General features: G+C 66.3%; 21 protein-coding genes and 2 tRNA genes. 4 read left to right on the forward strand and 19 right to left on the reverse strand.

Translation table 11 applies throughout. The features are described from left to right. Positions 1 to 2: 2 nt before the first annotated feature. Both ccmC and ACFFDA_RS16900 read right to left on the reverse strand, forming a co-directional pair. Positions 3 to 734: a heme ABC transporter permease CcmC gene (gene ccmC / locus ACFFDA_RS16895; protein ID WP_404481954.1), complete on the reverse strand. Its 732-nt coding sequence runs from the start codon at positions 732 to 734 to the stop codon at positions 3 to 5. Positions 735 to 839: 105 nt separating this feature from the next. After that, positions 840 to 916: transfer RNA gene (locus ACFFDA_RS16900), tRNA-His, on the reverse strand. A 179-nt stretch (positions 917 to 1,095) separates the two neighbouring features. Here ACFFDA_RS16900 and ACFFDA_RS16905 point away from each other — a divergent pair. After that, positions 1,096 to 1,740: a prolyl hydroxylase family protein gene (locus tag ACFFDA_RS16905; RefSeq protein ID WP_404481955.1), complete on the forward strand. Its 645-nt coding sequence runs from the start codon at positions 1,096 to 1,098 to the stop codon at positions 1,738 to 1,740. A gap of 98 nt (positions 1,741 to 1,838) precedes the next feature. Here ACFFDA_RS16905 and ACFFDA_RS16910 read toward each other — a convergent pair whose 3' ends face one another. The 14 genes from ACFFDA_RS16910 to rpsB all read right to left on the reverse strand — a co-directional run bounded on the left by ACFFDA_RS16910 (position 1,839) and on the right by rpsB (position 15,304). Further along, positions 1,839 to 2,450: a superoxide dismutase family protein gene (locus tag ACFFDA_RS16910; RefSeq protein WP_404481956.1), complete on the reverse strand. Its 612-nt coding sequence runs from the start codon at positions 2,448 to 2,450 to the stop codon at positions 1,839 to 1,841. A gap of 364 nt (positions 2,451 to 2,814) precedes the next feature. Continuing rightward, the gene (gene rpmE, locus ACFFDA_RS16915; RefSeq protein ID WP_404481957.1) at positions 2,815 to 3,042 is read right to left on the reverse strand and encodes a 50S ribosomal protein L31; all 228 of its coding nucleotides are present in this window, start codon (positions 3,040 to 3,042) and stop codon (positions 2,815 to 2,817) included. 119 nt (positions 3,043 to 3,161) lie between these two features. Beyond that, the gene (gene fabZ / locus ACFFDA_RS16920; RefSeq protein ID WP_404481958.1) at positions 3,162 to 3,617 is read right to left on the reverse strand and encodes a 3-hydroxyacyl-ACP dehydratase FabZ; all 456 of its coding nucleotides are present in this window, start codon (positions 3,615 to 3,617) and stop codon (positions 3,162 to 3,164) included. 21 nt (positions 3,618 to 3,638) lie between these two features. Continuing rightward, positions 3,639 to 4,355, reverse strand: a complete 717-nt coding sequence (locus ACFFDA_RS16925; protein WP_404481959.1) for an OmpH family outer membrane protein — start codon at positions 4,353 to 4,355, stop codon at positions 3,639 to 3,641. After that, entirely contained in the window at positions 4,355 to 7,021 is a 2,667-nt protein-coding gene (gene bamA, locus ACFFDA_RS16930) for an outer membrane protein assembly factor BamA (protein WP_404481960.1), read from the reverse strand. The genes ACFFDA_RS16925 and bamA overlap by 1 nt, the downstream gene beginning before the upstream one ends. Before the next feature lie 189 nt (positions 7,022 to 7,210). Further along, on the reverse strand, positions 7,211 to 8,590 hold the full coding sequence (gene rseP, locus ACFFDA_RS16935) for an RIP metalloprotease RseP (protein WP_404481961.1): 1,380 nt from the start codon (positions 8,588 to 8,590) through the stop codon (positions 7,211 to 7,213). Positions 8,591 to 8,602: 12 nt separating this feature from the next. Next, on the reverse strand, positions 8,603 to 9,754 hold the full coding sequence (gene dxr / locus ACFFDA_RS16940; protein WP_404481962.1) for a 1-deoxy-D-xylulose-5-phosphate reductoisomerase: 1,152 nt from the start codon (positions 9,752 to 9,754) through the stop codon (positions 8,603 to 8,605). An 8-nt stretch (positions 9,755 to 9,762) separates the two neighbouring features. Then, complete coding sequence (locus ACFFDA_RS16945) at positions 9,763 to 10,515, reverse strand: phosphatidate cytidylyltransferase (RefSeq protein WP_404481963.1); 753 nt, start codon at positions 10,513 to 10,515, stop codon at positions 9,763 to 9,765. 141 nt (positions 10,516 to 10,656) lie between these two features. Then, positions 10,657 to 11,346, reverse strand: coding sequence for a polyprenyl diphosphate synthase (gene uppS, locus ACFFDA_RS16950; RefSeq protein ID WP_404481964.1), 690 nt, complete (start codon positions 11,344 to 11,346; stop codon positions 10,657 to 10,659). Positions 11,347 to 11,377: 31 nt separating this feature from the next. Further along, positions 11,378 to 11,935: a ribosome recycling factor gene (gene frr, locus ACFFDA_RS16955; protein WP_404481965.1), complete on the reverse strand. Its 558-nt coding sequence runs from the start codon at positions 11,933 to 11,935 to the stop codon at positions 11,378 to 11,380. 3 nt (positions 11,936 to 11,938) lie between these two features. Next, positions 11,939 to 12,661 (reverse strand): UMP kinase, encoded by a 723-nt coding sequence (pyrH, locus tag ACFFDA_RS16960; RefSeq protein WP_404481966.1) that lies wholly within the window; start codon positions 12,659 to 12,661, stop codon positions 11,939 to 11,941. Positions 12,662 to 12,791: 130 nt separating this feature from the next. Next, on the reverse strand, positions 12,792 to 13,277 hold the full coding sequence (locus ACFFDA_RS16965) for a TlpA family protein disulfide reductase (RefSeq protein WP_404481967.1): 486 nt from the start codon (positions 13,275 to 13,277) through the stop codon (positions 12,792 to 12,794). A 187-nt stretch (positions 13,278 to 13,464) separates the two neighbouring features. Next, positions 13,465 to 14,388 (reverse strand): translation elongation factor Ts, encoded by a 924-nt coding sequence (gene tsf / locus ACFFDA_RS16970; protein WP_404481968.1) that lies wholly within the window; start codon positions 14,386 to 14,388, stop codon positions 13,465 to 13,467. Positions 14,389 to 14,551: 163 nt separating this feature from the next. Then, a complete protein-coding gene (gene rpsB / locus ACFFDA_RS16975; RefSeq protein WP_404481969.1) occupies positions 14,552 to 15,304 on the reverse strand; it encodes a 30S ribosomal protein S2 in 753 nt (250 codons plus the stop codon). Between the two features lie 413 nt (positions 15,305 to 15,717). Between rpsB and ACFFDA_RS16980 the strand changes: the two genes are divergently transcribed. Together ACFFDA_RS16980 and ACFFDA_RS16985 are read left to right on the forward strand one after the other, a co-directional pair. Further along, complete coding sequence (locus ACFFDA_RS16980; RefSeq protein ID WP_404481970.1) at positions 15,718 to 15,990, forward strand: hypothetical protein; 273 nt, start codon at positions 15,718 to 15,720, stop codon at positions 15,988 to 15,990. Between the two features lie 274 nt (positions 15,991 to 16,264). Continuing rightward, a complete protein-coding gene (locus tag ACFFDA_RS16985) occupies positions 16,265 to 16,525 on the forward strand; it encodes a hypothetical protein (protein ID WP_404481971.1) in 261 nt (86 codons plus the stop codon). Here the strand turns inward: ACFFDA_RS16985 and pssA are convergent. The 3 genes from pssA to ACFFDA_RS17000 all read right to left on the reverse strand — a co-directional run bounded on the left by pssA (position 16,452) and on the right by ACFFDA_RS17000 (position 18,345). After that, positions 16,452 to 17,300: a CDP-diacylglycerol--serine O-phosphatidyltransferase gene (gene pssA / locus ACFFDA_RS16990; RefSeq protein ID WP_404481972.1), complete on the reverse strand. Its 849-nt coding sequence runs from the start codon at positions 17,298 to 17,300 to the stop codon at positions 16,452 to 16,454. The two genes, ACFFDA_RS16985 and pssA, sit on opposite strands and share 74 nt — an antisense overlap. Further along, positions 17,297 to 18,046 carry a phosphatidylserine decarboxylase gene (locus ACFFDA_RS16995; protein ID WP_404481973.1) on the reverse strand — a complete coding sequence of 250 codons (750 nt, stop codon included), beginning with the start codon at positions 18,044 to 18,046 and terminating at the stop codon, positions 17,297 to 17,299. The genes pssA and ACFFDA_RS16995 overlap by 4 nt, the downstream gene beginning before the upstream one ends. 213 nt (positions 18,047 to 18,259) lie before the next feature. Continuing rightward, positions 18,260 to 18,345: transfer RNA gene (locus ACFFDA_RS17000), tRNA-Tyr, on the reverse strand. Between the two features lie 183 nt (positions 18,346 to 18,528). Here ACFFDA_RS17000 and rlmB point away from each other — a divergent pair. Then, positions 18,529 to 19,359, forward strand: coding sequence for a 23S rRNA (guanosine(2251)-2'-O)-methyltransferase RlmB (gene rlmB / locus ACFFDA_RS17005; RefSeq protein ID WP_404481974.1), 831 nt, complete (start codon positions 18,529 to 18,531; stop codon positions 19,357 to 19,359). Positions 19,360 to 19,376: the final 17 nt, after the last annotated feature.

Below are 19,376 nucleotides of genomic sequence, written 5' to 3' on the forward strand. Positions count from 1 at the left end.
GATCAGAATTCCATTTCGCTGAAGGCCTTGCGGCGCAGGCGCGCCTCGGCCTGCTGGTCGGCCAGGATCGCCCGCATGCGTGCCAGCACGACGCCGGCGAAGATCAGCGTGAAGCCCAGCGTCGCGAAGAGCAGCGGCACGAGGAAATCGCCCGACATCGCCGACTTGCCCATGGTGATGCTGGGCGGCTGGTGCTGGCTGTTCCACCAGATCACCGAGTAATGGATGATGGGAATATTGACCGCGCCGACCAGACCGAAGATCGCCGGAGCCCGGTTTTCCGAACCGTCGGAAGACTCGCTCGCCTGCGACAGCGCCATCCAGCCGAAGTAGAGGAACAGCAGCACCAGCATCGAGGTCAACCGGCCGTCCCACACCCACCAGGTTCCCCATGCGGGTCGTCCCCATAGCGAACCGGTGACGAGGCACACGGCGGTGAATACCGCCCCCGGCACCGCGCAGGCCCGCGCGGCGATCGCGGCGAGCGGATGGCGCCATACCAGTTCGGTGAAGCTCGCTCCGGCGATACCCATCCAGCCGGCCATTCCAAGCCACGCCGAAGGCACATGCAGGTACAGGATGCGCACCGTCTCGCCCTGCAGCCGCTCGGCCGGCGCGAGGAACACGCCCCAGCCCAACGCCAGTACGGCGACGACGATCCCCACGCCCATGCACAGCGGCATCAGCCAGCGGGCGATGCGCAGGAAACGGGCGGGATTCGCAAAGCCGTGCATGACAATCGCGCTTCTATCGTGAGTGGTGGGCGGGGCAAGTGACTCACGTCAAAGCCGAACGCTTTTCACCCGCCAATTGGGCGATCGTACCATGTGGTGGAAGAATGGGGCGATCGATGGGGTTCGAACCCACGACCTCCGGTACCACAAACCGGCGCTCTAACCAACTGAGCTACGATCGCCACACGCGCATGTCCGGAGCATTTGCCGAACCTCGCGAACCACACCGGAAAGCAGTTGGACTGCAACCTGTGCGGAGGCGCGCCTTTGCACAAGGTTTGGCTTCTTGCAAAGCAAAAATTCGGATCGGGGGCGCTCCGGGCGATTTTCCTGTGTGCGGCACGCGGCTAACGTCGCCACCATGGACCGACTTGACGAATCACCGGGCGAATCATCGGCAGCGAAACTGCTGTCCCACCCCGGGGTGCAGCGCTTCCCCTCCTCCCGCCTCGACCTGTTCACCTTGCGCGATTTCCTGCCCGGCGAGCAGTGCGCGCAACTGGTGGACCTCATCGAGACCAGTCACCGGCCCTCCACCATCGCCGACTACAACGGCGACGACGCTTTCCGCACCAGTTCCACCTGCGACCTCTCGCCCGAGCATCCAGTCGTCGCCGAGCTTGCCGCGGCGCTGTCACGCCTGTCGGGCATCGGCCTTGCCCATGCCGAACCGCTGCAGGGCCAGCGCTACGAGGTGGGGCAGGAATTCAAGGCGCATACCGACTACTTCGAGCCGGGCAGTCCGGACTACGACAGGTATTGCGCGGTGCCGGGCCAGCGGACCTGGACGTTCATGCTCTATCTCAACGACGTCCAGGCCGGCGGCGCCACGCGCTTCCGGGTGATCGACAAGCTGATTCAGCCCGAGGCCGGCAAGCTTGTCGCCTGGAACAACCGCCGGCCGGACGGCAGCCCCAATGCGGCGACGCTCCATCACGCGATGAAAGTGCGCAAGGGGTTCAAGTACGTGATAACGCAATGGTATCGCGAAAGAACCTGGGGCTGACGCCGCGCCCTGGTCCACAAGACCCTTCGTCATTCCCGCGCAGGTGGGAATGACGAAGATACAATCCGGGACGCCCACTCCCTAAACGGAGCGGGCGCTCACTTCGCCGTGCTGATGACCGCGCAGGCGATGCGGCCGCCGGCATTGCCCGAGGGCTGGCTGGAATAGTCGTCGGCCGCGGCGTGGATCACCAGCGCCGTGCCGTCCGCATCGAAGAGCGACTTGGGCCCCGGCGACAAGGTCACTCCGGTGTTGAGTATCTGAGTCTTGAGCAGGCCGTCGCCACCGACGTGCTGGTTGGGCATATCGCCGCCGTGGGGCCCGGTCGCGTTCAGGTAGCCGTGCTGGTGGTCGCCGCCGGCGAAGTGGCCGCCCGAGTTGTCGAACTTGGTCGCCGTGTCGCACAGCCCCTTCTGGTGGAAGTGGAAGCCGTGTTCGCCGGCCGGAAGGCCCCGGACGTCGGCACTGACGAGAACGCCGGCCGGAGTCTCCTGCAGCATGACCATGCCCAGGGTCTTGCCGTCGAGGCCGATGACGTCGGCATGCACCATGCGTGCGGGCGTTGTTGCCGGCGCAGCGGCGGCGGCGGGAGCCGCTGCCGCGTGGGCATGTTGCGCATCGGCATGCGCGCAGGCGCTCATCGCCAGGAACGCAAGGGCGGCGGCAGGGACGGCGGCGCGGGCGGCAAGGCGGCGGGGGCGGCGGGTCATCGGTATCTCCGGTTCTCGGGCGCTTCGCGCCCTGGTGCGATCTGACGCGAAGCTAAAGCGCTGGACGCAAAAGGCAATCGCCCGGCCCTTGCGAAAGTTCCGCATTGGCACCGCGATTTCTGCGAGAATGCGCAGTTGCCCCCCAGATCGTCATGCCGGACCTGATCCGGGACCGCGCAAAACCCGTGAGGCATCTTCGCGGCGGGCCACTGCCGCGTGGCGTTCGTAATCAAGATTGCGATGCCTTGCCCGCGGTTCCGGGCGAGCCCGGGACGACGAGTGAGCGCCCCCCGGACACGAAAAAGGCGGCCCCGCAGGACCGCCTCGTTCGTTTTGCGAAGGCAGGCGGCCGGAGCCGCCCCGATCACTTCTTGGTGAGCGAGAGACCACCGAAGCGCTTGTTGAACTGCGCGACGCGGCCGCCATCCTGAAGCTGCGCCTTGCCGCCGGTCCATGCCGGGTGCGAGGTCGGATCGATGTCCAGAACCAGCGTGTCGCCTTCCTTGCCCCAGGTCGAGCGGGTCTGGAAAGTGGTGCCATCGGTCATCTGAACGGTGATCGCGTGGTAGTCGGGGTGGGTATCGGCCTTCATCGGTCTGGTCTCTTTCGCATGTGGCCGGTTCCGACCGGCCTGCTTGGGAAAGCGGCGCCCTTACAGCGAAGGGCACCGAAATGCAAGAATGAGTTGAGCCCTCGGCGCGAGAGCCCGCCTCAGCTATCCGCGATCATCGCCGTGAAGTTGACGTCGCAGGTCACCTTGTCGTCGATCGAGGCCTTGCCCCAGAACTTGCAGACCCGCGAACGCTTCTGGACGAAGCCCGCGCGCAGCGTCAGCAAGTGGCCCGGGGTTACGGGGGCGCGGAACTTCGCGTCCTCGATGGCCATGAAGTAGACCAGCTTGCCGGTTCCGGCGAGGCCCAGGCTCTCGATCGCGAGAATGCCCGCAGCCTGCGCCAGCGCCTCGATCTGGAGAACGCCGGGCATGATCGGACGGCCGGGGAAATGGCCCTGGAAGAAGTCCTCGTTGAAGCTGACCGCCTTGACCGCGTGGATGCCCTCCTCTTCCGAGATGGACACCACACGGTCGACCAGCAGCATCGGGTAGCGGTGCGGAAGCGCCGCCAGGATCTTCGCGGTATCGTAAGCCGTTTCGGCAGCTTCGCTCATGCCCTGCGTCCGATGCGTCGCTTAGCGGCCGGTCGGCGCCGTGGCGGGCGCGGCCGGAGCGGCCTGGCCCTGCGCGGCCTGTGCCTGGGCGCGCTGTTCACGAACCTGGCGCGGTTCCCAGCCTGCCGGCGGCACGAGCTGGGCCGACGGCAGCGCGGTGTTCAGTTCGTTCAGGATGTCCTGATTGAGGTTGTAGGCACCGCCGTTGACCGCAAGGATCGCGTCGGGCGAGATCAGGATCGAGACGCCCTTCTTGCCCATCGCCGCCTTGACCGCGTCGTTCAGCTTGTCCTCGATCTGCTCGTTGACGTAGGCCTGCGACAGGCCGACCGGCTGCAGGATGCGCTGGAGTTCGGCCTTGCCGCTCTCCTGCAACTGCTGGATCGAACCGGCCTGCTGCTCGAGCGCGGCCTGGGCGACCTTGCCGCCCTGGCGGTCGGCGTTGAACTTGTCGACCAGCGGTTTGATCTGCGCGTTGAGTGCGGTGTTGCGGGCCTGGGCCTGGTCGAACTGCGCCTTGTAGGTGGTCTGGCGCTGCGTTTCCGCGGCCTTGTAGGCGTTCGAGTTGGCGATGATCGCATCGAAGCTGGCGACGCCCAGCCCCTGGACGATGGTGCCGCCCGAAGCGGAGGCCGCTGCCGGAGCCGCATCCTTCTTGGCGGCCAGCGCGGGCTGCGCGGCAACGGTGGCGAGCGCGAGGCCAGCGGCCAGCGCGACGGTCTTGGTCATGGTGCTCATCAGAATTGTGTTCCCACGTTGAAAGTGAAGGCCTTGGGATCGTCGCCCTCCTGCTTGAGGAGAACGCGCGAGAAGTCGATGCGGAACGGACCGAACGGCGAGTTCCAGTTCACGCCGATGCCGATGGCGACACGCGGCTTCCAAGTGTCGCCCACGAACTCCTCGACGAAGTTGTAGGCGTAGGTCGGGTTACCATTGCTATCCAATGCCGGCGTATTCGCCACGCCATTGGTGCTAGCGCTGGTGGTCGAACTGCCGCTGGCGTCCGTATAGAGCTGGTTGCACCTGCCGGTACCCCCGGCGGCGAAGTCGCATTGCGTGAGGGTCGGCTTCTTGACGCTCCAAACCGCGCCGACGTCGGCGAAGATCGAGGGCCGCAAGCCCATTTCGCGGGCGCCAGCGCCGAGCGGAATCTCCATCTCGGCACGCCCCATGTAGTAGTAGTTGCCGCCGAGCGCGTCATCCTGCCAGTCGCTGCGACTGGTCGCGACTTCGCCGTTGGTGATGTACTTGCGCAACACGCGCGGGCCGACACCCCTGATCGCAAAGCCGCGAATCTGCGGCTCGCCCAGGTAGAAGCGGTCGGTCAGGCGAACGTCGTCACCGCCCAGGCCCTTGATAGCGCCGCCCTCGGCGGACAGCGAGAAGATGAAGCCCTTGCCCAAATTGAAGAACTTCGAGGCGTTGCCGCGAATACGCGCATACTTCACGTCGCCGCCAAGACCGGCAAAGTCGGTGTTTATCGACGCGGTGAAACCGCGCGTCGGACGCTGGCGATTGTCGAGCGTATCGTAGATCAGCGACAGGCCGACGATTGAACTCAGGCGCTTGCCGATCGCATCGCACAAATAGCGGCCCGCAATGACCGGATCGCAGGTGCCGTCGGCCGTGAAGTACTGGCTGCCCAGGCTGACGTCGTCGTAGTTGAGCGTGTAGCGGCCCACGGCGGTCAGGTACTCGGTCAGCGGCACGCCGGCGCGGACCTGGAAGCCGGTGGTCGACTGCTCGTAGGTCGTGTTGCGATCGGAGTTGTAGTAGTTGAAGCTGTTGTAGTCGCGGCGATAGATGTCGACGCCCAGCGAGACGTTCTTGTCGAACAGGTAGGGCTCGACGAAGCTGGCCTCGACGCTCTTGGAATAGCGCGAGATGCTGCCCGACAGGCCCACCGTCTGGCCACGGCCACGGAAGTTGCGCTGGCGGATCGAGGCCTGGAAGATGAAGCTTTCAAGGCTGGAGAAACCGGCCGAGAGCTGGAGTTCGCCGGTGGGCTTTTCCTCGACGTTGGCCTCGAGGATGATGCGGTCGTCGGCGCTGCCGGGCTTCTGCTCGACCTCGAACTTCTCCTGGAAGTAGCCGAGCGACTTGATGCGGTTGGTCGAACGCTTGACCTGCAGCGAGTTGAACGCATCGCCTTCGGCAAGGCGGAACTCGCGGCGCACGACCTTGTCCTGGGTCAGCGTATTGCCGTTGATGTCGATCCGCTCGACGTAGACGCGCGGGGCCTCCTGGATCACGAAGGTCAACCCCATGGTGAGGTTTTCCTTGTCGCGATCGTACTGCGGCCGCACGTCGGCGAAGGCGTAGCCGAAGGCGCCGGCGGTCTCGTTCAGGCCGTCGATGGTGTCCTCGACCTGCTTGGCGTTGTACCAGTCGCCCTTGTGCATGACGAGGTTCTTGGCCATCTTCTCGCCGTCGAAGTCGCGCAGCTGGCTCTCGACCTTCACGTCGCCGAACTTGTAGCGCTTCCCTTCCTCCACCACGTAAGTGATGATGAAGTCCTTCTTGTCCGGCGTCAGCTCCGCCACGGCCGAGACCACGCGGAAGTCGGCATAGCCCTGCGTCAGGTAGAACTGGCGCAGCTTCTGCTGGTCGAAGGCCATGCGGTCGGGGTCGTAGCTGGTGCCCGAGCTGAACAGGCGGGTGAAGCGCGCCTGCTTGGTCACCATCTCGCCGCGCAGCTCGCCTTCGGAGAAGTGCTCGTTGCCGATGATGTTGATCTGGCGGACCTTGGACTTGTCGCCCTCGGTGATCTCGAAGACGATGTCGACGCGGTTCTGGTCGAGGGCGACCATCTTCGGCTCGACGGTCGCGGCATAGCGGCCCTGGCGCTTGTACAGCTCGATGATGCGCGCGACGTCGGCGCGGATCTTGGAACGGGTGAAGATCTGGCGCGGCGAGACCTTGATCTCGGGCAGGATCTTGTCGTCCTTGATGCGCTTGTTGCCTTCGAGGATGATCCGGTTGACGACCGGGTTCTCCTGGACCTGGATCACCACGACGCCGTTGTCGTTGTTGATCTGGACGTCCTTGAACAGCTCGGTCGAGTAGAGGTCCTTCAGGGCGGCGTCGGCAGCGGCCTTGGTATAGGGCTGGCCGGCCCGCAGCTTGATGTAGGACAGCACCGTCTGCGGCTCGAGGCGCTCCGAACCCTTGACCTGGATGGTCTGGATCGCCGGACCGGCATCGGCATCGACGACGGGGGCCGGAGCCGGGACCGGCGCGGCGGCGGGAGCGCGGGCGCCGCCGCGTACCGCCGGAGCCTTGGCGGCAGCGGCGTTCGGCGCAGCCTGCGCAAGCGCCTCGACCGGGAGACCCGTGAGGATCGTGGTCCCCAGCAGCACTGCAGCGATCTGCGAGGCCCGGCGTTCGTCAGTGCAGCGAACCATTTCCCATCCGATCATTCTACGCAAATTCCCGTATTCGCTTTCGCGACAAAAACAGATCACCCCGGCGGGATCGACAAGCGGGGCGCGCACCGAACCCCGCAGGCAACCGCAGCCGTCTGCCCGATGGAGCGCGTCCAATCAAGCAGACAAAACCCGGCAACAATGTGATCGCTGGATAAAACCTCCAGGCTATCCCCCGAAAATCGGGAGTTGAGCCAGATCGTTGACCGTGACGAAGAGCATGAGCGCAAGCACCAGTGCCACACCCGTGCGGATCGCCCATTCCTGACTGCGTACTCCCAGCGGCTTGCGACGGACCAGTTCGGCCGCGTAGAAAGCCAGGTGTCCGCCGTCGAGGCCAGGAATTGGCAGGAGATTGATGAATGCCAAGTTAATCGAGATCAGCGCCGCGAAGGACACGAAGGCTTCCCAGCCAAGACTGAACTGCTGGCCCGAATACTGCGCGATCTTCACTGGTCCGCCCAGTTCGCGCACGGATCGGTCGCCCGTGAAGATCTGGACGATGCCGGTCACCATCGTGCCCATCACCTTGAAGCTCTGGCTCACACCCAGCCCCACCGCCCGCAGCGGCCCCACCTGCTCGAGGCGGCCGGCGCGCACGCCGATCTGGCCGACCTTCTCCGGCTTGCCCTGCGCATCGGTGACCGTGCCCTGGGCAATCGCCACCGCAACCATGCGGACCTCGCCGTCACGGCGCACGGTCATTTCGACGGTGCGGCCGGCATTGGGGCGGATCAGGCGGGGAATGTCCTCGAAACCGGCGACGGCGACGCCGTTCACTGCGAGAATGCGGTCGCCCACTTCGATGCCGGCCTTCTCTGCCGGCGAATCGCCATAGAAGCCGCCCACCACGGCGGGCAGCATCTCGACGCCGAGATCGCCGATCTTCGCCTTGTTGCCGAACTTGTCGCTCAGTTCCTGCGACGCGAGCGTGACCGGCACGACCAGCGTGCGCCCTTCCCGCTCGACCGCGATCGACAGGGTCTTGCCCGGGAAATAGAGCGTGTGATCGCCGATCTCGGTGGCGCTTTCGACTTTCTCGCCGTCGATCGCGACGATGCGGTCACCAAGGCGAAGGCCCGCCTTCTGCGCCGCGGAGTTCTGCGAGAAGCCGCTGATCTCGGCATCGGCGACGAGGCGGCCGTAGACTCCGTAGAAGCCGGCGAAGATCGCCACGCACAGCAACAGGTTGGTCATCGGTCCGGCCAGCACGATCAGCGCGCGCTGCCACAGCGGCTTGGCGTGGAAGGTCTGCGACCGTTCCTGCGGGGTCAGCCCGTCGTCGCGCGGGCTCGGCGCGCTGGAGGGGTTCATGTCGCCGAAGAACTGGACGTAGCCGCCCAGCGGCAGGGCCGAGAGCTTCCAGCGCGTACCGCGCTTGTCGGTCCACCCGGCCAGTTCCTTGCCGAAGCCGATCGAGAACGCTTCCGCCTTCACTCCGAACAGGCGGCCCACCAGGTAGTGCCCAAGCTCGTGGATCAGGACCAGGGGGCCCAGCACCAGGAGGAAGGCGAAGATCGTCGTCAGTAATCCTGGTGATCCGGTCAAGCAGCTCTCTCCTCAGGTGCTGGTCACGAGCATACGCGCTCTCGCCCGCGCTTCCGAGTCCACTTCGAGGACGTCGGAAAGGCAGCCGGGCGGCGGCGGTGCGTAGGAACCCAGCACGTCTTCCACTTGTGCGGCAATCCGGGTGAACGAAATGTGACCGCCCAGGAATGCGGCGACGGCGATCTCGTTGGCGGCGTTGAGCACGGCCGGCACGGCGCCTCCGGCCTGCGCCGCCTCGCGCGCCAGGCGGGTCGCGGGGAAACGCTCCTCGTCGGGCTTGCGGAAGGTCAGTTCGCCGATCTCGGCAAGGTCGAGCGCGGTGCACGGCGTATCCATGCGGCCGGGCCAGGCCAGCGCCGAGGCGATCGGCACGCGCATGTCGGAGGGCCCAAGTTGCGCGAGCGTCGAACCGTCGCGATACTCCACCATCGAATGGACCACCGACTGCGGGTGGACGATGATCCGCAACCGGTCGAGGCCGACGGGGAACAGGTGATGCGCCTCGATCAGTTCGAGGCCCTTGTTGAACATCGTCGCCGAATCGACGCTGATCTTGGCGCCCATGTCCCAGTTGGGATGGCGCACCGCCTCGGCCGGGGTGGCCGTGACGAGCCGGTCCCACGACCAGTCGCGGAACGGGCCGCCGCTCGCGGTCAGGGTGATCCAGCGCACGTCGGCGGAATCGTTGCCGCACAGGCACTGGAAGATCGCGTTGTGCTCGGAATCGACGGGCAGCAGCGTGGCGCCGTGGCGCGCGACCGCGGCCAGCATCACGTCGCCGGCGGAAACCAGCGCTTCCTTGTTGGCCAGCGCGATCACACCGCCCTGCTCGATCGCCGCCATCGTCGGCGCGAGCCCGGCCGTGCCGACGATCGCCGCGACGGTCACGTCGGCACCGCGCGCGCCGGCCTCGACCAGTGCGTCCGGACCGCCGGTCGCCTCGATGCCCGAGCCCGCCAGCGCCTCGCGCAGGGCCGGCAGGTGCGCCTCGTCGGCGACGACCGCCACCTCGGCCCCGAATTCGCGCGCCAGGCGCGCCAGTTCGAGGGCATTGGAATGCGCCGTCAGCGCGACGATCCGCCAGTCGGCCCGGTTGCGCCGGACGAGGTCGAGCGTCGAAGCGCCGATCGATCCGGTAGCACCAAGGACGGTAAGTGTACGCATGGGTCTCGTCACGACTTGAACAGGATCATCAGCCCTAGCACGAACAGCACTGCCAGCAAGCCGTCAACGCGGTCGAAGAAGCCACCATGGCCCGGGATGAGGTTGCCGGAATCCTTGACCCCGGCGCGGCGCTTCATCCAGCTCTCGAAGAAGTCGCCGACCTGGGCGCAGACGGCGACGAGCGCGCCGGTCATCAGGCAGGTCGCGAAAAGCGCGATGGGACTGGCGGTCGCATAGCGGCACGGCTGCGTGCCGAAGCAGGAGACCGCGTCGGCAGCGATGCCGTCTGGCGTCAGCCGGATGACCCCTTCCTGCCACAGTCGCGCTGCCGTGAAGAGCGCCAGCGTCGCCCCGAACACGCCGCCCGCAAGGCCGGACCAGGTCTTGGACGGGCTGATCGACGGTGCGATCTTCGGCCCGCGCAAGCTGCGTCCGGTGAAGTAGGCACCGATGTCCACCGCGACCACGGTCGCCAGCAGGGTCAGGATCGGGGCGGCGGTGAAGGCGTCGTTGTGCAGGAACAGCAGCATCGCTGCCCCCACGCCGACATAGAACATCCCGGCGAAGTTCCAGGCTGCACGCCCCCCCGGCCCCGGCGTGGCGCGGCGGGCGAGGCGTATCCATTCGTAGAGGACCCCCACCGAGACCGCGCATACGAAGGCGATCCACACGGGACCGCCCAGCCACAAGGCCGCCCCCGCGACCGCGACCATGACGATCGCGGAGACGGTACGGGTGCCGAGGTCGGACATCTTGGCCATCAGTTCCTCCCCGCAGCGGGGAAGAGAGCCACCCGCTGGCTGGTGGAGGGGCAAGCGCGGCACGACGAGACCTCTCGGACTTCGTTGGCACCCCTCCGCCCCCGCTTCGGGGCGATTCCCCTCGCCCGAAGGGAGAGGGTTCTACCGCCCGCCATAACGTCGCTCGCGGGTGGTGAAAGATGCCAGCGCGTCGCGCAGGTGCTCGGCGGTGAAGTCCGGCCAGAGCACGTCGGTGAACATCATCTCGGCATAGGCCGCTTGCCACAGCAGGAAGTTCGACAGCCGCACTTCGCCGGAGGTGCGGATCAGCAGGTCGAGCGGCGGCAGGCCTGCCGTGTCCAGCTCGGCCGCGATGGTCTCGGGCGTGATCGGGCCCTTGGCGGCCGCCTTGGTGGCGGCGCGGGCGATCTCGTCCTGCGAACCGTAGTTGAGCGCGACGACCAGCGTGGTGCCGGTATTCTGCGCGGTGCGCGCCATCGCACCCTCGACCAGTTCGACCACGTCGGGCTTGAACGCCTTGTAGTCGCCAATGATCCTCAGGCGCACGCCCGCGCTCGCGAACTCGTCGAGATCGGAGAGGATGAAGCGCTTCATCAGGCTCATGAGGTCGGAGACTTCCTCCTCCGGCCTACGCCAGTTCTCGGTCGAGAAGGCGTAGAGCGTCAGCGCCTCCAGCCCCATCTCGCGCGCGCCGCGCACGACGCGGCGCACCGCCTCCACGCCGCGCTGGTGGCCCAGCGCGCGCGGCAGGTGGCGCTTCTTCGCCCAGCGCCCGTTGCCGTCCATGATGATGGCGACATGACGGGCGTGTACGGATTCCTCCTTGGCCATCAGGCCTCCCTCACCCCGAGGCAACCGAACCTCACTTGCCGAGGATTTCCTTTTCCTTGCCCGCGAAGACCTCGTCGAGCGACTTGATCATGTCGTCGGTCAGCTTCTGGACCTCGGTTTCGCCGCGCTTGCGCTCGTCTTCCGAGATTTCCTTCTTCTTTTCGTCGGCCTTGAGGTTCTCGATACCGTCCCGGCGCACGTTGCGCACGGCGATGCGCGCCTTCTCGGCGTAGGAGCTAGCGAGCTTGGCCAGTTCCTTGCGGCGATCCTCGGTGAGGTCCGGGATCGGCAGGCGCAGGGTGTTGCCGTCGTTGATCGGGTTGAGGCCCAGGCCCGCCGAACGGATGGCCTTCTCGACCGGACCGATGTTCGACTTGTCCCACACCTGCACCGAGAGCATGCGCGGCTCGGGCGCCGAGATCGTCGCCACCGACGTGATCGGCATCGAGCTGCCGTAGACGGTAACGGTGATCGGCTCCAGCAGCGCGGTATTGGCGCGACCGGTGCGCAGGCCCGAAAGGTCGTGCTTGAGCGCGTCGATCGCGCCCTTCATGCGGCGTTCGAGATCCGCCTTGTCGTACTTGGCCATGTATCAGGCTCCCTTCTGGACGAGCGTGCGGGTTCCGCCCCCTGCGAGGACGGTGGCAAGGTTGCCTTCCTCGCGGATCGAGAACACGACGATCGGAATCGAATTGTCGCGGCACAGCGCCACGGCGGAGGCGTCCATCACCTTCAGGTTGTCGGCAAGGACGGTGTCGTAGTCGACGGTATCGTAACGCTTGGCGGCCGGGTTGGTCTTCGGATCGCTGTCGTAGACGCCATCGACGCTGGTGCCCTTGAGCAGAGCGCAGCACTTCATCTCGGCGGCCCGCAGCGCGGCGCCGGAATCGGTGGTGAAATAGGGTGCGCCCACGCCGGCGGCGAAGATCACCACCCGGCCCTTCTCGAGGTGGCGCTCGGCCCGGCGGCGGATCACCGGCTCGCAGACCTGGTCCATCTGCACGGCGGACTGCACCCGCGTCTCGACGCCGATCTGCTCGAGCGCGTTCTGCATCGCCAGCGCGTTCATGACGGTGGCCAGCATGCCCATGTAGTCGGCCTGCGCACGGTCCATGCCGCGCGCGGCGCCGGCCATGCCGCGGAAGATATTGCCCCCGCCGATGACGAGGCAGATCTCGAGTCCGGTCTCTTTCGCGGACTTCACTTCCTTGGCAAGTTCCGCCACGAAATCGGGATCTATCCCGAATTGCTGGCTCCCCATAAGCACCTCGCCCGAGAGTTTGAGCAGGACGCGTTTGTAGGGGGAGGATGACATGCCGCTGGGTCTCCTGGGATTGGGGGTGGCCCGGCTTTAGGAGCGCGAAGACGGATTGCCAAGGGGAGAGCTTGCCGATCATCGCCTCGCGCCAAAAAGCCAGGCCCGCCAAAAAGCCCGCCCCAGTTCGTCAAGCCGGGGGACTCTCCTTGAGCAGCGGCACGAGCAGCTGGTTGAGGGCGTCCAGATCGAACGAGCCGGCCTTGGCGTACCGAAGCCTGCCCGCGCGATCGATGACGAAGTTGGTCGGCACGCCGGTCAGCGGGCCATAGGGGCCCTTGATACCCTTGGCCGCCGGAATCGCCATGGCACCGAAGAGGCCCTTGAGGCGGTAGAGCGGCAGCGAACCTTCGGTGGCGATGGCGTAGACCCTCAGCCCGTGCTTGCGCTGAAGCGCATAATAGGAATCGAGCGTCGGCAATTCGGTGCGACACGGCACGCACCAGGTCGCCCAGAAATTGAGCACCACCACCTGCCCCTTGAGATCGGACAGGCTGACCTTGCTGCCATCCACCAGCGTCAGCACGAAATCCGGCGCCATGGCGCCGATCTTCGGTTCCGAGCGCGCGCCCGACGTCGTCGCCGGCATGCTCGTCGCCAGAGCCGCCAGGATCATGGCCGCCCTCAATAGTCCCTTGCGCAATGTGCAGCCCCCTGCTCGGTTTTCAGCCACTTGCCGGCCTGGGGCACGATAACAGCAAAAGCGCCGGGGCCGCTACCAAGGAAAGCGGGCAACGAAAACGGGCCGGGAAGCGTTCGCTCCCCGGCCCGCAATGTCCGTTCCCGCAGGAAGGCGGAAGAAATCAGCCCGCGACGGCGGCGGCCACTTCGGCCGCGAAGTCGGAGACTTCCTTCTCGATACCTTCGCCGAGCTGGAAGCGCACGTAGTCCTTGAGGACGATCTTGGCGCCCGCGTCCTTGCCGGCCTGGTCGACGACCTGCTGGATCGGGGTCTTGTTGTCGAGCACGAAGACCTGCGAGAGCAGTGCATTTTCCTTGGCGTACTTGGCGACCGCGCCGTCGACCATCTTGGCCTGCACCGCTTCGGGCTTGCCCGATTCGGCGGCCTTCTCGGCGGCGATCTTGCGCTCGCGCTCGATCAGCTCGGCGTCGAGGTCCTCGGCGTTCAGCGCCAGCGGGAAGGCAGCGGCGATGTGCATCGCGATCTGCTTGCCCAGGGCTTCGAGCTTGTCGGCCGGAGCTTCCGATTCGAGCGCGACGAGCACGCCGATCTTGCCCAGGTTCGGGGCGGCGGCGTTGTGCATGTAGGGCACGACGATGCCCTGCGACACTTCGACCGTCTTGAGGCGGCGAACCTGCTGGTTCTCGCCGATGGTCGCGACGTTGTTGGTCAGCGCGTCGGCGACGGTGCCGCCGTTCGGGTAGGCAGCGGCCTTGAGCGCGTCCACGTCGTCGCCGGACACGCCGAGCGCGACTTCGGTGGTCTTGCGCACGAAGTCCTGGAACTGGTCGTTCTTGGCGACGAAGTCGGTCTCGGAGTTGACCTCGACGGCAACGCCCTTGGTGCCGGTCACGGCAACGCCGACCAGGCCTTCAGCGGCCGTGCGGCTCGACTTCTTCGCGGCGGCGGCGAGACCACGCGCGCGCAGCGCGTCGACGGCGGCTTCGAGGTCGCCGTTGGTCTCGTCGAGAGCCTTCTTGCAGTCCATCATGCCGGCGCCGGTGCGCTCGCGCAGGTTCTTCACGTCAGCGGCGGTGTAAGCCATCGCTCAATCCTCTTCGTTGGATGGAGGCCTTCAGCAGGCCCCTGAATTGCCAGAGCCGCCCGCGGTCTTGCAAACGGGCGGGCTCAAAACATGGAAGCGCGCCAGGCCCAATGGACCCGGCGCGCGACAATTCCATGACGAAAGTGTCGTCGGCCGGGGCCTATCAGGCCTCGACGGTCTCTTCGACCGGAGCGTCCAGGGCACCGATGTCGATGCCGCTGTCGATCACGCCTTCGCGGTGACCCTTGGTCGCGGCCTGGGCGATCGCGTCGCAGTACAGGCGCACGGCGCGGCTGGCGTCGTCGTTGCCCGGAATCGGGAACGCGATGCCCTGAGGGTTCACGTTGGTGTCGAGCACGGCGACGACCGGGATGCCAAGGACGTTGGCTTCCTTGATCGCCAGCTCTTCCTTGTTGGCGTCGATCACGAACATCACGTCCGGGATGCCGCCCATGTCGCGGATGCCGCCGAGCGACAGCTCGAGCTTGTCACGCTCGCGCGTCAGCTGGAGGACTTCCTTCTTGGTCAGGCCGGCGGTGTCGCCCGCGAGCTGCTCTTCGAGCGCCTTGAAGCGCTTGATCGAGCCCGAGATGGTCTTCCAGTTGGTGAGCATGCCGCCCAGCCAGCGGTGGTTGACGAAGTGCTGGCCGCAGGCGCGAGCGGCCTGGGCGATCGGCTCCTGCGCCTGGCGCTTGGTGCCGACGAACAGAACCTTGCCGCCAGCCTGGACGGTCGACTGCACGAAGTCGAGCGCGCGCGCGAAGAGCGGCACGGTCTGCGACAGGTCGATGATGTGGATGCCGTTGCGCGCGCCGAAGATGTACGGCTTCATGCGCGGGTTCCAGCGGTGGGTCTGGTGGCCGAAGTGCGCGCCGGCTTCGATGAGCTGCGACATGGTGACGACGGGAGCCGCCATAATGGTATTCCTTTCCGGTTGGACCTCTGGAAGACAGGAACCGTGCGGCAGTCCGAAGACCTTGGCCGCTGCGGCACCGGTATGGTCGCCTTCCATGTGGATTGCCTGCGAGTCGAACCGGACGATCCGGTCTGAATCCCTCAAGCGGGGCCGCCCATAGCCCCCTCGCCCGGCAAAATCCACCCCCAATTCGCCGCAAACCACCGTCGCCTCACCGTCAAAAAGGGCGATTCCCGGGCAAATCAAGAGCTTGGACGGGAACCAAGCGTGCCTGGGTGTTTTCCCAAAGCATTGCTGGTGATAACTTGTTTACCAGCGCAAGTACCGGAACCGGCGGGGTTTTCGCCGGATCGGCGAGTAAGCGAAACGGGGTGGACAGTCGGGGGAACGGCTCAGGAAGAAGGCAACGCGCCATGAACATCTTTCCATCTGTCCTTTTCACGCTCGCCGCGATCGCGGCCGTGTCGACGATCTGGAAAAGCGTCACCGCCGCCCTGCCCGTCGTCCGGACTCTACGCACCCAACTGGCCCGGGCTTCGCAGGAGCGCGTGATCCACGTCACCCGGCTCGACACCCGTCCCGCGATCACCGAGGAACCGCGCGCTAGGCCCCGCCGCCATCATCCACAGCCCAAGCCGGTCACCCATCGCCTCCATCACTTCGCCCATCGCGCCCACGCCGCCTGAACGATCGCGTTCCGCCGGCGGCTGAAGCGGCGGGCGGGTTCGCCGTTCCGCGGGACCAAAGCCGGTGATCCATGCCCCGATGCCAGCGCGATCGCCATGGTGCCATCGCCCCGTTTCTTTGAGGCACCGGGCGGCGGAGCGAATTGTTCTTGACTCGAATGGAACAAAGAGGGAACTGAACCGTCAGGGAACATTGATAGAACGGATTTGGGTTTTCCACAAGATGTCCACAGCCCTCTCGCGGGCCTCGGGCGATGGTTCGAAAGGAATGGTCATGACTGCATTCGCCGCCTGCCTCTTTACCCTCGCCGCCCTGGCTTCGGCGTGGACCGTCCTCGCCACGGCGAGGCGTTTCGCACCAAGCGCGATGGCGCTGCGGGCGCAGCTCGCAGCCTGCCCGGGGACACTGACCATCGAATGGAAGATGGTGGAGCGCGTGACCATCCCCGCGCTCGCCACGCTCAGGAAGCGTCCGGAACGTCGTATGCCGGAACGGGCTGGGCTGGAATGGCCGGGGCTGGAGATCGCCGCCTGATCCTGGCGTACGTCACCAGGCCCACCGGGATCAGCAGCAGGTAGACGATCGTGATCGCCGCCAGCGTGAACCAGGTCTCGGTCAGCAGCGCGGCGACCGTCAGCCCGACCAGCGCGATGACCACGAGGCGCAGGGAACCCGGCGGACGCATGCGCGACCAGCCCAGGGTCGGGATGCTCGAAATCATCAGGAAGGCGTTGAGCACCATCCACAGGCTCACGAAGACCGGATTAGCGAATTCCGGCCGGGTCGTGGCGATCCACAAATACATCGGCAGGAAGGCCAGTCCCGCGCCGAGCGGCGCCGGCACGCCGGTCAGGAAACCCGCCGACTTGTGCGGCTGGTCGAGCATGTCTAGGCGCGAATTGAACCGCGCCAGGCGCAGCACGCAGCAGATCGCGAAGGCCAGGGCGGAGATCCACCCCAGGCTCGGTATCTGGTGCAGCGTCCACAAGTAGACGATCAGGGCCGGCGCCACGCCGAACGAAATCGAATCGGCCAGGCTGTCGAGTTCGGCCCCGAAGCGCGTCTGTGCGTTGAGCAGCCGGGCAGCCCGCCCGTCGATGCCGTCGAGCAGGCCCGCAAGGATGATCGCCAGGATCGATTTCTCGAAATCGCCGGCAATCGCGAAACGGATCCCGGTGAGGCCCGAGCACAAGGCAGCGGCGGTGATCGCATTGGGGACGATCGCGCGCATCGACAGCCCGGCGGCAAGCCGGCGGCGCGGGCCCCGTTCGAAGCGGTCCCCGGCCTCCAAGCTCGGGTCGTCGATCACTGGGCGATGCCCTCGATCACCGAGGCGCTGGCGAGCACCGCAAGCACGGTTTCACCGGCGATGATCTTCTGGCCCATCAGTACCTTGGGCTCGGTGCCGGCGGGCAGGTAGACGTCGACGCGGCTGCCGAAGCGGATCAGGCCGACGCGCTGGCCGGCGGCGATGATGTCGCCCGGCTTCACGAAAGGCACGATACGACGCGCAACCAGGCCGGCGATCTGCGTGAAGCAGATGCGCAGCCCGTCGCCGCGCTCGATCAGGATGTGCTGGCGTTCGTTCTCTTCGCTCGCCTTGTCGAGGTCCGCGTTCACGAACTTGCCGGGGATGTAGATCACCCGCTTCACGGTGCCGGCGATCGGCGTGCGGTTGATGTGCACGTCGAACACCGACATGAAGATCGAGATGCGCGTGACCGGCTCTGCCGCCATCGGCGCGGAGCCGGTGCCGTCGTCGACGGTCAGTTCACGCGGCGGCGGCACTTTGCCGATCAGCGTGACGAGCCCGTCGGCCGGCGCGACGATCGCCCGCTCGTCCTGCGGGGTGACGCGGATCGGATCGCGGAAGAAGGCGAGCACGCAAATCGTCAGCACCGCCAGCGGCCAGCCCACCCAAGGGCCGAGCACAATCCAGCCGATCAGGGCGACCACGCCGGCTATGGCGCCGAACTTGCGGCCTTCGGGGTGAATGGAGGGCCACTGCCACGACGCTTCGCCGCGGCCCTGATTATCGAGAATATCTCCGGGCATCGCTCTCATCTAGACAGTGCGCATTGTTACCGCAATGCCGCTGGATCGCCCGTGTTCCCTTGCGGGAGCGGTGCCTGCGGATAAATGCGGGGAAGCGCTGTTATCGGGAAGGTCCCTCTAGAGGGTAACCGGCGTTCCGTCTTGCAGGAACTTGAGCCGTTCCCCGGGAGCGGCCTCCCTTGCGGGAGGCGAGGTATCTCGGGAAGAAGCTGGTGGTGGACAGGGCTGGATTCGAACCAGCGTACGCTTGCACGGGCAGATTTACAGTCTGCTGCCTTTAACCACTCGGCCACCTGTCCACACCAGTTGCTGGCTGCTGGAATCCCCTGCGAAAGCAGGAAAATCCGGCGTTGGTCGAGGCTCCGAAAGGGGCCTCGTTGCCGAGGAGCCGGGCCTTTGCCGAAGCGAGCCTTGCCTGTCAATGGCCTCCCTGTCAGAGGGGGCAAGAAATTTGCACAATTCGCATTTCGAAAGGACGATCGATGAACAAGCGTAGCGGCGGAAAAGCCGGCAGCGAGGGTGATGCCCGCCCGGCGAAAGCCCTGCGCGGCCGCGCAGGCCGGATGAAGAACGGGCGCGGCAGCGGCCGGGCCAGCTCGGGCGCGGTACGCCTGTGGGGCCGCCACGCCGTGGAAGCGGCGCTCACCAATCCGGACCGCAGCCACCGCAAGCTCTGGGCGACGCGCGAAGGCGTCGAATCGCTGAACGGCGAACTGCCCGCCAACTTCCCGGTCGAATGGGCGCAGCCTGCCGACCTTGCCCGCCTCGTCGCGCGCGACGCACCGCACCAGGGCCTCGTCCTGGAATGCGAGCCGCTCGAGGACATATTCCTCGCCGACGTGCTCGACGGCGATCCCTCGCGCCCGCTGATCGTGCTCGACCAAGTCACCGACCCCCACAACGTCGGCGCGATCATGCGCTCGGCGGCGGCGTTCAACGCCTGCGCCATCGTCACGCAGGACCGCCACGCGCCGGTGGAATCCGGAACCCTGGCGAAATCCGCGTCGGGCGCGCTGGAAGTGCTGCCCTGGATAAGGGTGGTGAACCTGGCCCGTGCGCTCGAGGAGATCGCCGAGGCGGGCTACTGGCGCATCGGTCTCGACGGTGAGGCCGAATCGACCCTGGCCGAGGCCCTGCCCACCGGCCCGGTCGCGCTTGTGCTCGGCGCCGAGGGCGACGGCATGCGCCACAACATTACCCAGCACTGCGATGCGATCGCCAAGCTGCCGATCAGCGAGGCGATGGAAAGCCTCAACGTCAGCAATGCGGCGGCCATCGCGCTCTACGCCGCGGCAACGCGCACCATCGGATAAGCCGGCCGGCGTCCGCC

It is taken from the genome of Novosphingobium sp. BL-52-GroH, assembly GCF_044813085.1.
Lineage (GTDB): Bacteria > Pseudomonadota > Alphaproteobacteria > Sphingomonadales > Sphingomonadaceae > Novosphingobium.

Coding starts and splice junctions, on each gene's coding strand:
- ccmC (WP_404481954.1), bottom strand. CDS start 734: ATGCACGGCTTTGCGAATCCCGCCCGTTTCCTGCGCATCGCCCGCTGG.
- ACFFDA_RS16905 (WP_404481955.1), top strand. CDS start 1,096: ATGGACCGACTTGACGAATCACCGGGCGAATCATCGGCAGCGAAACTG.
- ACFFDA_RS16910 (WP_404481956.1), bottom strand. CDS start 2,450: ATGACCCGCCGCCCCCGCCGCCTTGCCGCCCGCGCCGCCGTCCCTGCC.
- rpmE (WP_404481957.1), bottom strand. CDS start 3,042: ATGAAGGCCGATACCCACCCCGACTACCACGCGATCACCGTTCAGATG.
- fabZ (WP_404481958.1), bottom strand. CDS start 3,617: ATGAGCGAAGCTGCCGAAACGGCTTACGATACCGCGAAGATCCTGGCG.
- ACFFDA_RS16925 (WP_404481959.1), bottom strand. CDS start 4,355: ATGAGCACCATGACCAAGACCGTCGCGCTGGCCGCTGGCCTCGCGCTC.
- bamA (WP_404481960.1), bottom strand. CDS start 7,021: ATGGTTCGCTGCACTGACGAACGCCGGGCCTCGCAGATCGCTGCAGTG.
- dxr (WP_404481962.1), bottom strand. CDS start 9,754: ATGCGTACACTTACCGTCCTTGGTGCTACCGGATCGATCGGCGCTTCG.
- ACFFDA_RS16945 (WP_404481963.1), bottom strand. CDS start 10,515: ATGGCCAAGATGTCCGACCTCGGCACCCGTACCGTCTCCGCGATCGTC.
- uppS (WP_404481964.1), bottom strand. CDS start 11,346: ATGGCCAAGGAGGAATCCGTACACGCCCGTCATGTCGCCATCATCATG.
- frr (WP_404481965.1), bottom strand. CDS start 11,935: ATGGCCAAGTACGACAAGGCGGATCTCGAACGCCGCATGAAGGGCGCG.
- pyrH (WP_404481966.1), bottom strand. CDS start 12,661: ATGTCATCCTCCCCCTACAAACGCGTCCTGCTCAAACTCTCGGGCGAG.
- ACFFDA_RS16965 (WP_404481967.1), bottom strand. CDS start 13,277: ATGATCCTGGCGGCTCTGGCGACGAGCATGCCGGCGACGACGTCGGGC.
- tsf (WP_404481968.1), bottom strand. CDS start 14,388: ATGGCTTACACCGCCGCTGACGTGAAGAACCTGCGCGAGCGCACCGGC.
- rpsB (WP_404481969.1), bottom strand. CDS start 15,304: ATGGCGGCTCCCGTCGTCACCATGTCGCAGCTCATCGAAGCCGGCGCG.
- ACFFDA_RS16980 (WP_404481970.1), top strand. CDS start 15,718: ATGAACATCTTTCCATCTGTCCTTTTCACGCTCGCCGCGATCGCGGCC.
- ACFFDA_RS16985 (WP_404481971.1), top strand. CDS start 16,265: ATGACTGCATTCGCCGCCTGCCTCTTTACCCTCGCCGCCCTGGCTTCG.
- ACFFDA_RS16995 (WP_404481973.1), bottom strand. CDS start 18,046: ATGCCCGGAGATATTCTCGATAATCAGGGCCGCGGCGAAGCGTCGTGG.
- rlmB (WP_404481974.1), top strand. CDS start 18,529: ATGAACAAGCGTAGCGGCGGAAAAGCCGGCAGCGAGGGTGATGCCCGC.